This window comes from Amycolatopsis sp. NPDC026612, assembly GCF_040638285.1.
Taxonomy (GTDB): Bacteria; Actinomycetota; Actinomycetes; order Mycobacteriales; family Pseudonocardiaceae; genus Amycolatopsis.
This window is the reverse complement of record NZ_JBEZYB010000001.1, coordinates 254,492-267,248: the sequence shown is the minus strand read 5'-3', so window position 1 is coordinate 267,248 and position 12,757 is coordinate 254,492. Positions and strand designations below refer to the sequence as shown.

13 protein-coding genes are annotated in these 12,757 nt (G+C 71.3%); 1 reads left to right on the top strand and 12 read right to left on the bottom strand.

The features are described 5' to 3' along the window. Positions 1-72: 72 nt before the first annotated feature. The 8 genes from AB0F15_RS01485 to hemL form a co-directional block, all read right to left on the bottom strand. On the bottom strand, positions 73-1,443 hold the full coding sequence (locus AB0F15_RS01485) for an AAA family ATPase (RefSeq protein WP_360263454.1): 1,371 nt from the start codon (positions 1,441-1,443) through the stop codon (positions 73-75). Positions 1,444-1,518: 75 nt separating this feature from the next. Next, the gene (gene ccsB / locus AB0F15_RS01480) at positions 1,519-2,487 is read right to left on the bottom strand and encodes a c-type cytochrome biogenesis protein CcsB (RefSeq protein ID WP_360263451.1); all 969 of its coding nucleotides are present in this window, start codon (positions 2,485-2,487) and stop codon (positions 1,519-1,521) included. 3 nt (positions 2,488-2,490) lie between these two features. Then, a complete protein-coding gene (locus AB0F15_RS01475) occupies positions 2,491-4,107 on the bottom strand; it encodes a cytochrome c biogenesis protein ResB (protein WP_360263448.1) in 1,617 nt (538 codons plus the stop codon). A gap of 34 nt (positions 4,108-4,141) precedes the next feature. After that, positions 4,142-4,915 carry a cytochrome c biogenesis CcdA family protein gene (locus tag AB0F15_RS01470; RefSeq protein ID WP_360263445.1) on the bottom strand — a complete coding sequence of 258 codons (774 nt, stop codon included), beginning with the start codon at positions 4,913-4,915 and terminating at the stop codon, positions 4,142-4,144. A 90-nt stretch (positions 4,916-5,005) separates the two neighbouring features. Beyond that, positions 5,006-5,779 (bottom strand): aminoglycoside phosphotransferase family protein, encoded by a 774-nt coding sequence (locus AB0F15_RS01465; RefSeq protein WP_360263442.1) that lies wholly within the window; start codon positions 5,777-5,779, stop codon positions 5,006-5,008. A gap of 11 nt (positions 5,780-5,790) precedes the next feature. Continuing rightward, a complete protein-coding gene (locus AB0F15_RS01460) occupies positions 5,791-6,354 on the bottom strand; it encodes a TlpA disulfide reductase family protein (RefSeq protein WP_360263440.1) in 564 nt (187 codons plus the stop codon). Beyond that, the gene (locus AB0F15_RS01455) at positions 6,351-6,977 is read right to left on the bottom strand and encodes a histidine phosphatase family protein (protein WP_360263438.1); all 627 of its coding nucleotides are present in this window, start codon (positions 6,975-6,977) and stop codon (positions 6,351-6,353) included. The genes AB0F15_RS01460 and AB0F15_RS01455 overlap by 4 nt, the downstream gene beginning before the upstream one ends. Next, positions 6,974-8,275: a glutamate-1-semialdehyde 2,1-aminomutase gene (hemL, locus tag AB0F15_RS01450; protein ID WP_360263435.1), complete on the bottom strand. Its 1,302-nt coding sequence runs from the start codon at positions 8,273-8,275 to the stop codon at positions 6,974-6,976. Before hemL ends, AB0F15_RS01455 begins: the two co-directional genes overlap by 4 nt. A gap of 153 nt (positions 8,276-8,428) precedes the next feature. On the opposite strand from hemL, the gene AB0F15_RS01445 reads away from it, so the two are divergent. Next, entirely contained in the window at positions 8,429-8,905 is a 477-nt protein-coding gene (locus AB0F15_RS01445; protein WP_360263433.1) for a TspO/MBR family protein, read from the top strand. Here the strand turns inward: AB0F15_RS01445 and AB0F15_RS01440 are convergent. The 4 genes from AB0F15_RS01440 to AB0F15_RS01425 form a co-directional block, all read right to left on the bottom strand. Beyond that, positions 8,902-9,408, bottom strand: a complete 507-nt coding sequence (locus AB0F15_RS01440) for a hypothetical protein (protein WP_360263430.1) — start codon at positions 9,406-9,408, stop codon at positions 8,902-8,904. The two genes, AB0F15_RS01445 and AB0F15_RS01440, sit on opposite strands and share 4 nt — an antisense overlap. Positions 9,409-9,502: 94 nt before the next feature. Continuing rightward, positions 9,503-10,708, bottom strand: a complete 1,206-nt coding sequence (locus tag AB0F15_RS01435; protein ID WP_360263427.1) for an ABC transporter permease — start codon at positions 10,706-10,708, stop codon at positions 9,503-9,505. After that, positions 10,705-11,418: an ABC transporter ATP-binding protein gene (locus AB0F15_RS01430; RefSeq protein ID WP_360263424.1), complete on the bottom strand. Its 714-nt coding sequence runs from the start codon at positions 11,416-11,418 to the stop codon at positions 10,705-10,707. Before AB0F15_RS01430 ends, AB0F15_RS01435 begins: the two co-directional genes overlap by 4 nt. Then, complete coding sequence (locus AB0F15_RS01425) at positions 11,415-12,719, bottom strand: biotin/lipoyl-binding protein (protein ID WP_360263422.1); 1,305 nt, start codon at positions 12,717-12,719, stop codon at positions 11,415-11,417. The genes AB0F15_RS01430 and AB0F15_RS01425 overlap by 4 nt, the downstream gene beginning before the upstream one ends. Positions 12,720-12,757 lie beyond the last annotated feature (38 nt).

Here is a 12,757-nt window from a genome sequence, read left to right as displayed (position 1 = left end):
TGATTGAAGCCGGAACTCGCGAGTTCCGGCTTCAATCACGCGAGTTCCGGCTCTGATCACGCGAGTTACGGGTCAGCGGTAGCCCTGGGAGAGCGGGGTCGCGAAGCCGTCGGCGACGGTGGCCGCCAGTTCCAGCAGCGCCAGGCGCGTGTCGCCGGTCAGCCGGTCCAGCTCGATCTCCGCGCCTTCCTCCAGGTGCGGGTCGAACGGCACCTTGCAGACCGCCCGGACTTTCGCGCCGAAGTGCGCCGACAGCTTGTCGAGGTCGACCGAGCCGCCCTTGGGCCGGACCGAGTTGATCACCGCCACCGAGCGCTTGACCAGCTCGCCGTAACCGTGGGCTTCCAGCCAGTCCAGCGTCGCCGAGGCGCTGCGGGCACCGTCGACCGAGCCGGACGACACCACGACCAGCGCGTCCGCGACGTCCAGGACGCCCTTCATGGCCGAGTGCATCAGACCGGTCCCGCAGTCGGTGAGCACGATGTTGTAGAAGTGCTCCAGCAGGTTGACCGTGCGCCGGTAGTCCTCCTCGGAGAACGCCTCGGAGACGGCGGGGTCCTGCTCGCTCGCGAGGATTTCCAGCCGGCTGGCGCCCTGGGACGTGTAGGACCGGACGTCGCTGTAGCGCGTGATGCGGGCCGCGTCGCGCAGCAGGTGGCGGACCGTCGCCGTCGTCTCCAGGGGGAGCTTCTGCGACAGCGTGCCGCGGTCCGGGTTCGCGTCCACGGCCACCACGCGGTCGCCGCGCAGCGAGGCGAACGTCGCCCCGAGCGTCGTCGTCACCGTGGTCTTGCCGACGCCGCCCTTGAGCGACAGCATCGCGATCTTGTAGCACCCGCGCAGCGGCTGGTTGACGCGGCCGATGAGCTCGCGGCGCCGGGTGTCCGCCGGGCTCTCCCCCGGGTTGACCAGCTTCCCGGTGCCGACGTAGACGGCCTTGCGCCAGCCGGACTGCGGAGGCCGCTTGACCTGCTTGACCAGGTGCGCGGTCGCCAGGTCGTGCCCGTGCCCCGGCTGCGGCGGCGCCACGTGCCGGCCGCCCTGTGGCTGCGGCAGGCCGGACGGCTGCTGCTGCTGCTGCTGCTGCGGGTACTGGGCCTGCGGGTACTGCTGCGCCGGGTCGCCGTACTGCGGCTGCAGCGGCGGGAGGTTCTGGTCGTAGCCGTACTGCGGCGGCACCTGGTGCGGCCCCGAGACGCCGGGATGGGGCACCGGATGCGGCCCGGACACGGCCGGGTTGGGCACCTGGTGCGGGCCCGACACCGCCGGGTTGGGCGGCGGGGCCACCGCCTGCGTGGGCTGCACGTCGTACGCCCCCGAAGCCTCGGGGTGCGGGTGTGAGTCCGTCCGATCGTCGGCGAACAGGCCCTGCTGCGGCGCGGCAGCGGCCGGCTCAGCCTGTTCGCGGTGGCCAGGAGCCGATTCTTCGCTGGGTCCGGTCACCGGTGAAAACCTCCACGCACTCCGCCTGACACTCCGCCCCCGATGTCGACGGTAGTCGGCGGACGCGCGGGATGCTCAGCCCACCCCGGCGTAGGAGTGCAAGCCCGCGGTGACGAGGTTCACGAAGAACAGGTTGAAGATGATCGCGGAGAACCCGACGATGTTGATGGCCGCGGCCCGGGCCCCGCGCCAGCCCGCGGTCGCCCGCGAGTGCAGGTAGGCCGCGTAGACGACCCAGGCGATGAACGCGACGGTCTCCTTGGGGTCCCAGCCCCAGAACCGGCCCCACGCCGACTCGGCCCAGACCGCGCCGCAGAGCACGCCGAAGGTGAACACCGGGAAGGCGAAGATGGTGGTCCGGTAGGCGATCCGGTCGAGGACGTCGGCCGCGGGCAGCTTCGAGGCGAACCGGGCGAACTTCGTGGCGTCCTTTTCGTGAGCCGCGCGGAACAGGAAGAGCACACTCGCGACGCCCGGCACGAGGAAGACGCCGGAGCCGATGATGGCCGCGGAAACGTGGATGGCCAGCCAGTACGACTGCAGCGCGGGCTGCACCGGCGCGGCGGTGGTGTACAGCAGCGTGCCGTTGATGAACATCAGGATCACGACGGGCAGCAGCAGGAAGCCGGTGAGGTGCCGGACCGGGAACTTCGACATCACGATCAGCCAGGTGAGGACCGTGATGAAGGTGACCGCCATGCCGTACTCGTACATGTTGCCCCACGGTGCGCGGTGCACGGCGAGGCCGCGCAGCACGATCGCCGTCAGCTGGAGCAGCGCGCCGAGCACGAGCAGCGACGCGCCCATCCGGCCGATCCGCTCGGGGCGGCCGACCTCGCGCTGGGCGGCCGGGAGCTCCTCGACCGGCGGGCCGCCGGCGCCGACGAGCTCGCGCGCCCGGAGCTTGGCGCGCTCGGTGGCGAGCCGGCCCTTGGCGCCGAAGCCCTGTTCGATCAGGGTGAACATCAGCGCGACGACGTAGATCGCCGCCGCGGTGGTGTACAGCCAGTCGCTGTAGGTCGACAGCGTCTCGTTGATCGGCATGCCTCAGCCCTTCTGACCACTGATCAGGCGTTCACTGACCCGCTGGAACTCTTCGCCGTACCCGGCCTGGTCGGTGCGGGCCAGCCCGGCGACCTCGATCACGGTACCCGGGTCGCCCTCGGTCCCCGGTTTCACCCGCACCCACAGCCGGCGCCGCTTGACCAGCAGGGACGCGCCGAGGCCGAGGAACATCGCGATGGCGAAGCCGAGCACGAACCCCTGGGTCGGGTCGTGGGAAACCTGCAGTGAGACCCACTGGCCGACGCCGTCGAAGCGGACCCTCGTGCCGTCGTCGAGCTTGATCTCCTGGCCGGCCTTCAGGTTCTCGCGGGCGACCTTCTTCAGCCTGCCGTCGTCGACGAGGGTCTGGTCGACCTCGAACACCGACTGGCCGCGCCCGGCGTCGAGGCCGAGGTCGCCGCGCAGGACGTCGACGGCGACAGCGGGGTCCTTCGCTTCGGGCGCCGACGACGTCAGGACGCTGCCGTGCAGGAAGGCCGTCGGCGCGAAGAGGCCGGTGATGGCCAGCTGGCGGGTCCGCCGCTGCACCTCGTCGGTGATGCCGGGCTGGTCGAACTTCGTCGCGCCCTCGGCGAGCATCGTCGTCGGGTCGACCGTGCGCCACTGGGTGTTCTGGGTGCGCTGCGAGCCGTCCGGGAAGGTGACCGTGAACTTCGGCGAGTAGCCGTGGCCGAGCAGGTAGACGCGGTCGCCGACGGTGCGCAGCGGCGAGTTGACCTCGAGGCCGTACGGGCGCCAGGTGCCGGTCTCGAGGTCCGGGCCGGACTGGTACTCGATGTTCGAGTGGTAGTAGTCGGGCTGGCCGGACTCGGTGTAGCGCGCGGTGAAGTCGTTGACCTTCACGCAGAACGGGTCGAGGTCGGTGCCGTCGACGCGCAGGCCCGCGTTGAACGAGTCGTAGTTGTAGATGCCGGCGTTGCAGAAGCTGTCGCCGTTCGCCTGGACGATGACCTGTCCCTCGTAGCCGTAGAGCTTGCCGAGGGCGAAGAACACGATCAGGCCGAGCATGCTGAAGTGGAAGACGAGGTTGCCGGTCTCGCGCAGGAACCCGCGTTCGGCCGAGATCGTGCGGACGCCGTCGGCTTCCTCGCGCTCGACGCGGCGCCAGCCGGAGAGCTGCTTGTGGACGGCAGCGAGCTCGGCGGCGACGTCGGCGGTGGTATCGGCGTCGCGGCGGCCGAGCCGGTAGTGCGGCATCCGGGCCAGGTTCCGCGGCGTTAGCACCGGCTTGGCGCGCATCGCCTTGACGTATTCGAAGCTCCGCGGCGTCAGGCAGCCGATCAGCGAGATCATCAGCAGCAGGTAGATCGCCGAGAACCAGATGCTGGAGTAGACGTCGTAGAACTCGAGCTTGTCGAGCAGGGTGCCCCACCAGCCGTGGGCGGCGATGTATTCGGCGACCTTGGGCGCGTTGAGCTTCCGCTGCGGCAGGAGCGCACCCGGCAGGGCGGCCAGTGCGAGCAGGAACAGCAGCACCAGTGCGGTGCGCATGGACGTCAGGCCGCGCCAGGTGTTGCGCACGAACGCCCACACGCGCTTCCCTGGCGTGGTGTGCCGGGGGCTCGGCGGAGTCTTCGGCGGGGCTTCGACTGTGCTCATGCCGCCTCCGCGGGAAAAAGTACGTCGGCGGGCGTCACAGCGGCAGCCTCAAGTCGACCGCGAGCTCGTTGCGGAGCCAGCCCATCAGATCTCCCCAGACGCCGGTGACCAGCAGGATGCCGACGATCATCAGCAGCACCCCGCCGAAGATCTGCACCTGGCGGCCGTGCCGGCGCACCCAGTCGGTGGCGCGCACGGCCCAGCGGGCGCCGAGCGCGATGAGCAGGAACGGCAGCCCGAGGCCGAGGCAGTAGACGGCGATCAGCACGTACCCGCGGATCTCGGCGCCGCCGGTCGCGCTGGCCAGGGTGGTGACGGCGGACAGCGTCGGGCCGATGCAGGGTGTCCAGCCGAGGCCGAAGACGGCGCCGAGCAGCGGAGCGCCCCAGATGCCGCCGCGGGGCACGTGGTGCGAGCGGACCTCGCGCTGCAGGCCGGGGATCCAGCCGAGGAAGACCAGCGCCATGGCGATGGTCAGGACGCCGCCGAGGCGCTGCAGGAGGTCCTGGTTGAGCGTGAGGGTGGCGGTCAGCCAGACGAGCGTGCCGAAGGTGGCGACGAACACGAAGGTGAACCCGAGCACGAACAGCAGCGCGGCCCCGACCACGGCCCAGCGTCCCCGCTTGCGCTCCTCGTCGGCGCTGACGGCGGGCGCCTCCGCACCGACCAGCGCGGCGAGGTACGCGAGGTACCCCGGCACGAGCGGCACCACGCACGGCGAGGCGAAGGAGATCGCTCCGGCCAGCAGCGCGACACCCGCGGCGAGCAGCAGCGGTCCGGAGATCGCCAGCTCGGTCACGGAGTTCACCCCGTTGAGGGTAGGCAGTGAGGTCCTGGTGAGAACGCCGGGGGCAGTTCACAGGACCTCGGTCACCGCAGTTCAGGACCTTGGTCCCGCTCAGCCCTCGAACAGGTGCCGGTGGGTGCGGCTCCACGCGAACCTGGCCGCCAGCTCGTCGAGGTACCCCTCGGCCGCCCATCGGGCCTGGGGCTGGTGACCCCGCGCCGCCGCCCGCCGGACCTCCTCCCGCACCGACCGCTGGACGTCGAGGACGGCGTCGACCAGTCCCGCCGTCGACGTGAGGCCGTAGGCCTCCGCGAACAGTTCGAGGCGACGGCGCCGGTCGGGCGGCACCGGGTGACGGAGGTTGCGCAGGCATTCGGCGTCGTCCCGGAATGGGGCGACGTACTCCAGCGCATAAGCGACGTCGTGGATCCGGGCGGCGGGCCGGGCGTAGTCCCAGTCCAGGATCCCTACCGGCCGCTCGCCCCGCCAGACGGTGTTCCACGGACCGAAATCGCCGTGGCAGATCACCTCGCCGTCTCCGATGGCGGTCGTGCCGGTGCACCACGTGAGATCCGCGGCGGGCCGGAAGCCGGCCACCGCATCGTGGTAGTCCCGCAGGAGCCGGGCGAACGCGGCCAGACCGGCTTCGCCGACGACTTTGCCCCAGCCGTCCGGACCCGACTCGCCCGGGAGGTAGGTCAGCACCTCGCGGCCTTCGTCGTCGATGCCCAGCACCCGGGGCGCCGCGGGGAAGCCGGCGTCCGCCAGGTGCCGGAGGAGGGCGTGCACCGCCGGTGTCCACGGGTGCACCGGCCGGCGGACCGTGTCGCCGATGCGGACGACCCGCCGGTGCGGCTGGTCCTGCAGCACTTCCTCGGTGGTCATGTGGGCGGGGTTCAGGCTTCCGCCGTCAGCCGCTGCGCCACCGGGAGCAGGTCCTGGGCCAGCACGGGCCGCAGGAAGACCGCCGCCACCCGGTGCTGCTTGTCCAGCACGATCGTCGACGGGATGATGTTGCGCGGGTAGCCGCTCAGCTTGAGCAGCACCCGGCCGTCCGGGTCGTAGATCGACGGGTACGTCAGGCCGCGGTCCCGGACGAAGTCCTGGGCCACCTCCCGCGCCGGGTCGCGGACGTCGATGCCGACCACCTGGACGCCCTGCTTGGCCAGCGACTCCATCTCCGGCGCCTCCGTGCGGCACGGGCCGCACCACTGGCCCCACAGGTTCAGGACCACGACCTTGCCGGGGAAGTCCGCGAGCGACAGGTGCTTGCCCTCGTTCATCAGGTCTTCGCCGTCGAGGACCGGGGCCGTCTGGCGCTGGGCGGCGTCGTAGGCGATGTCGATCTTGCCGCCCGGGGAGACGAAGCTGAAGCTGCTCCCCTGGACCACCGCGTCCTTGCCCGCGCTGCAGCCGGCGAGTGCCAGCACCGCGACCACCCCGGCGAGGAGCCGCTTCACGCCCCGGTCACCTTCGGGTCGGTGGCGCCGGCGGGCTCGCTGTAGACGATCTCCCGCAGCTCGTCCCCGTCGAACACCAGCGACGTCAGCGACGCCAGCGAGCACTGGCGACGCCGGGGGTCGTGCCACAGCGGCTTGCCCTCGAGGAACCGCCGCAGCGTCCAGATCGGCAGCTGGTGCGACACGCACAGGGCTTCGTGACCCAGCGCAGCCTCCCGCGCGCGGTGGACGGCGCCGAGCATCCGGTGCGCGATTTCGAGGTAGGGCTCGCCCCACGACGGCTTGAACGGGTTGATCAGCTTCGGCCAGTGCTTCGGCTCCCGCAGCGCGCCGTCGCCGACGGCCACGTGCAGGCCTTCGAACTGGTTGCCGGCCTCGATCAGGCCCTCGTCGGTCGCGATGTCGAGCCGGTGCGCGGCGGCGATCGGGGCCGCCGTCTCCTGCGCCCGCTGCAGCGGCGACGCCACGACGTGCGCGAGGTCGTGCGACGCGACCGCCTCGGCGACCGTCAGCGCCTGCCGCTGCCCGCGCTCGGACAGCCGGTACCCCGGCAGGCGGCCGTAGAGGACCTTCTCGGGGTTGTGCACTTCGCCGTGCCGCAGCATGTGGACGACGGTGGTCACTGGACGGCCCCGGCCGCCGCACGCGCCGCCGCGGGCAGGGCCGCTTCGATCACCTGGAACGCTTCCTCGTCCATGGCCGCGTTGACGAACCACGCCTCGTACGCGCTCGGAGGCGCGTACACGCCTCCGTCGAGCAGCGCGTGGAAGAACGGCGGGAACCGCCACGTCTCGGACGCCTGCGCACCGGCGTAGTCGCGGACCGGCGTCTCGCCGAAGAACACGCTCACCAGGTTGCCCGCGTACTGGACGTGGTGCGCGACCCCGGCTTCGCCGAGCGCGGCGCGGAAGAGGTTGCCGAGGCGCTTCGCGTTGGCGTCGAGAGCCGCGTACACGGCGTGGTCGGCCGCACGCAGCGTCGCGAGGCCGGTCGCCACCGCGACCGGGTTCCCGGACAGCGTCCCGGCCTGGTAGACCGGCCCGCCCGGGGCGAGCTTGGCCATCACGTCGGCGCGGCCGCCGAACGCCGCCGCCGGGAGCCCGCCGGACATCACCTTGCCGAACGTGTAGAGGTCGCCCGCCACACCTTCGAGGCCGAACCAGCCCGCGCGCGAGACGCGGAAGCCGGTCATCACCTCGTCCATGACCAGCAGCGCGCCGTGCTCGTGCGCGATCTCGCGCAGTCCCTCGTTGAACCCGGCCTCCGGCGCGACCGCGCCCATGTTGCCCGCCGCGGCTTCGGTGATCACCGCGGCGATCTCCCCCGGGTTGTCCAGAAAGGACTTCCGGACGGCGTCGAGGTCGTTGTAGGGCAGCACCAGCGTGTCCGCGGCCTGGGCACCGGTGACGCCCGGCGACGTCGGCAGGCCGAGCGTCGCGACGCCGGAGCCCGCCTGCGCGAGCAGCGCGTCGACGTGACCGTGGTAACACCCGGCGAACTTCACGATCTTCGACCGGCCGGTGAACCCCCTGGCCAGCCGGATCGCGCTCATCGTGGCCTCGGTGCCCGAGTTGACCAGGCGGACCCGCTCGACCGGCGCGACCCGGCCGATGATCTCCTCGGCCAGCTCGACCTCGCCGATCGTCGGCGTGCCGAACGAGAGCCCGGACGTCGCCGCCCGGCGCGCGGCCTCGACGACCGCCGGGTGCGCGTGGCCCAGGATCATCGGCCCCCAGGACGACACCAGGTCGACGTAGCGGTTGCCGTCGGCGTCCCACAGGTGCGGGCCCTCGCCGCGGACCATGAACCGCGGGGTGCCGCCGACCGAGTTGAACGCCCGGACCGGCGAGTTCACCCCGCCCGGGATGGCCGCCTTCGCGCGTTCGAACCATGCCTTGGACTGCTCGGTTCCAGTGCTCACCCCTTCAGTGAACCTCATTCAGCCGTCGACCGGCGCGACAGGTCACCGGAGGCGGGTCGGTCACGATCCGTAGCGCCGGCCTGACCAGAATGAGGTTCAGTCTCGCAAACCCGCCTAGGATGGCGGGCAGCCGCCCGGGAGGGGGAACAGCCGGTGACCGAACGCGTCCCCCACCGCAACCCGTGGCTGGTGCTGGCCGGCTTCCTCGCCGTCGTGACCGTGGTGGCCGTGGTGGGCGCACTGGCCGCGACGTCGGCCAAGGACGTCTACGCGCGGCTCGAGCAGCCGCCGTGGGCGCCGCCCGCGTCCCTGTTCGGTCCGGTGTGGACGGTGCTGTACGTCACCATCGCGGTGTCCGGCTGGCTGTACTGGCGCACCGACGGCGAGACGCGCGGGTTCGCCGCCTACGGCATCGGCCTGCTGTTCAACCTGCTCTGGACGCCGCTGTTCTTCGAGGGCCGCGCGGCCGGGCTCGCGCTGGCCGACATCGTGGTGCTGGACGTCGTCGTGGTCATCACGATCGTCCTGTTCGGCCGCCGGTCGAAGGCCGCCGCCGCGCTCCTGGTGCCCTACCTCGGCTGGATCCTCTACGCGACGGCGCTCACCACCGCGATCGTCGTCCTGAACTAGCGCGCCGCCTGCTGGGTGATGGCCTGCGCGGCGACCGTCCCGTCGTCACCCGCTTGGCCCTGGACCACGACCGTCGAGCCCGGCTTGAGGTCCGAGAGCTTCCCCTGCTGGGTCACGCCGACCGTGGTCGAGTCCGATGTGGACACCTTGACGTCGGTGCCCTGCGCGGTCTTCACGTACACCGTGGTGCCGTCGACGCGGTCCACCGTGCCCGTGGTGCCGCGGCCGCCGGCTCCGCGGAAGCCGCCGCCCTGCTGCCCGGCGCCTGCCGTCTGCCCGGTGCCGCCCGGGGTGCCCCCGGACGGCCGCGTGGGCGACGACGACGTCGAAGAGCCGAACGCCGCGTGGGTCCAGGCGCCGCCGCCGAAGGCGATCGCGAGCACGACGAGCCCGGCCAGCACCAGCGTGCTCCGGGAGAACGGCTTCGCGGCGCGGTGCATCTCCGCGTTCAAGTCGGTGTCGACCGCCGGGCTGGCGACGATCTGCTCGGCGGTCGGCTCCAAAGCGGCACTTTCACGTGAAAGCTCCACTTTGTGCGGCAAAGCGGCACTTTCACGTGAAAGTGACGGTTCGGTGGACGAAGACATCGGGAACTCCTTATTCGTGACGCAGGGCGTCGATCGGCCGCAGCTTGGCGGCCCGGTTCGCCGGGAAGCTGCCGAAGAACAGCCCGATCAGGGCGGATACGGCGAAGGCGAGCAGGATCGACGAGGGCACCACGACCGGTTTGATCCCGGAGATGGTGAACCGGCTGCCGATCAGCCCGATCGCGACGCCGAGCAGCCCGCCGAACAGGCTGAGCATGGTCGCTTCGGCGAGGAACTGGCCGAGGATGGCCGAGCGCGGGGCGCCGATGGCCTTGCGGATGCCGATCTCGCGGATCCGCTCGGTCACCGTGACGAGCATGATGTTGGTGACGCCGATGCCGCCGACCAGCAGCGAGATCGCCGCGACCGCCGCCAGCAGCACGGTGAACGTCTCGGTCGCCGACGTCCGCGTCGCGAGCAGCTGCTCGGAGTTCTGGATCTGGTAGTCCGGGGTGCCGCCGAGCCGGATGCCGTGGCGGGCGTTGAGGATGGCGGTGATCTCCGACTGGGCCAGCGAGACGGAGTCCGCGCTGGTGGCCTGGACGGCGATCTGGCTGAGGCTGCCGTACCCGGCGAGGGAGTTCTGGACCGCCGAAATCGGTGCGATGGCGACGTCGTCGGCGTTCTGCAGGCCGGTGCTGCCCTTGGCCTGCAGCACGCCGATCACGGTGAACTGGATGCTGTTCAGCAACACGTTCTTGCCGACCGCGTCCGTGGCGCTGCCGAAGATCGACTCCGCCGTCGTCGGGCCGAGGACGACGACCTTGCGCGCGGCCGTGACGTCCTCGCTGGTGAACAGCTGACCTTCGGCCAGGTCGCGGTTGGTCGTCGTGAAGTACGCGGGTTCGGTGCCGGCGACGCTGGAGATGTCGTACGACGTCTGCCCGTAGGTCGCGGTCGCCGTCGTGTTGACCACCGGCGAGGAGGCCTTGACGTCGGGGGCGCCGACGGGGTCGACGAGCGCGTGGGCGTCCTGCACGGTCAGCGGCCGCGCCGACGCGCCCTGCCCGCCGCCGCGCGCCGGGGAGACGTTGACGACGTTGGTGCCGAGGCCCTGGATGCTGGCCGCGATGGCCGCCGACGCGCCGTTGCCGACCGCGACCAGCAGGATCACCGCCGCCACGCCGATGGTGATGCCGAGCGTGGTGAGCGCCGAGCGCAGTTTGTTCGCCGTGAGCCCGCGCACGGCGAACCGCAGGATTTCGAGGAGGTTCACGAGACGGCTCCGACGGTGCCGGTCACGCGCGTCACTTCGTCCGACACGATCAGCCCGTCATCGACCCGGACCACGCGGCGCGCGTGCTCGGCGACCTCGTCCTCGTGCGTGATCACGACGATGGTGCGGCCGAGCCGGTTGAGCCGGTCGAACACGCCGAGGACGTCCTCGGTGCTGCGCCGGTCGAGGTTGCCGGTCGGCTCGTCCGCCAGCAGCATCGCCGGGCCGGTGACCAGCGCGCGCGCCACCGCGACGCGCTGGATCTGGCCGCCGGAGAGCTCACTCGGGAGGTGCTTGGCCCGGTCGGACAGGCCGACCATGTCGAGCGCCGCGAGCGCGCGACGGCGCCGTTCGGCCCGGCGGAGTCCACTGTAGACCAACGGAAGCTCCACATTGGACAACGCCGACGTCCGGGGCACCAGGTTGAACGACTGGAAGATGAAACCGATCTTCCGGTTGCGCAGCAGGGCCAGCTGCCGTTCGTTCAGCTTGCCGACGCCGAAGCCGTCCAGCAGGTACTGGCCGGACGTCGGGACGTCGAGGCAGCCGAGCATGTTCAGCAGGGTCGACTTGCCGGAGCCGGACGCGCCCATGATCGCGACGTATTCGCCGGGCCACACGGTGAGTTCGACGCCGCGCAGCGCGTGCACCGCCGTCTCGCCCGCCCCGTAGGTCTTGCGCAGTCCGGAGACCGCGATCACGGGGTTCATCCGCGTCCGCCGAAGCCGCCGGTGCCGGTGCCGGTGCCGCGCTGGCCGCCGCCCGGGAAACCGCCGGTCCCGCCCAACCCACCGGTGCCCCCGGTCCCGCCCGTGCGGTTGGTCCCGCCGGTGGAGCCGGTCGCGGCCGTGGCGGTGAGGACGACGTTCTCGCCCTCGGTCAGCCCGGAGGTGATCTGGACCGTCGACTCGCCGCGCAGGCCGACCTGCACCTGCCTGCTGACGTTCTGGCCGTTTTCCTGCACCGTGACGACGTTGGTGCTGCCGACGGTCTGCACCGCCGCGGCCGGCACGCTCAGCGCGTTCTGCGCCTCGGCGACGGTGATCACGACGCTCGCCGACTGGCCGGGCCGCAGCCCGTCCGGCGGGCTGGTCAGCGCCAGCTGCGCGCCGTAGGACACGACGCTGCCGCTCGTGGTCGGGGTCAGGTTGACGCTCGACACGGTCGCCTGGATCGGCTTGTCCGGCAGCGCGTTCAGCGTCACCGTGGCGTTCTGCCCCGCCTTGACCTTGCTGACGTCGATCTCGGCGACCGAGGTGTTGACGACCAGGCCGCTCAGGTTCGTGATCGTGATGAACCCGGAGCTGCTACTGCTACTGCTGCTCGACGAGGCGGAGCTGGAGTTCGACGACGAACCCTGGCCGCCTTGGCCGCTGCCGCTCGAAGACTGGGAACTCGCCGCCGAGCCGCTGGAGGACTGCTGCCCGACCGAGCCGTTGACCGCGGTGACCGTGCCGGCGCCGGGCGCGTACAGCGTCGTGTTGTCGAGCGCCTGCTGCGCGGTCTGGACGTCGAGCTGGGCCTGGTCGAGCTTCGCCTGCGCCGAGGTGACGTTGTTGGCCGCGGACTGGGCGCTGTTCTGCGCGTTCTGGCCGTTCTGGCTGTTCTGCGAGGTGGCCGGGGTGTCTTCGGCCGTCTCGGCGGTGTCGAGGTTGTCCTGCGCGACCGCGAGGTTCGCCTTCGCGACTTGAAGCTGTTTCGCCGCCTGGGTGCTGTCTATGGTGGCGAGCTTCTGCCCGGCACTGACGACGTCACCGACCTTCACGTCGATCGAGGTGACCTTGCCGGCCGACGAGAAGTTCGCCGCACCGGTGTAGCTGCTGGCGAGGGTCCCGGCGGCCGAGATGGTCTCGGTGACCGTCGCCCGGCGGACGGGGGTACTGCGGCTCTGGGCCTGCGCCGAGCTCGGTGCGGGGCTGAATGCCTGGTATATCCCGAATGCCGCCCCGGCCAGCAGAACGACCAGAGCTCCGTTGATCAGCCATGCCTTCGAGGCACGCACGCGCGTCATGCGGCAACAGTCGTGCCGGTGCTTAGCAATTGACTGTT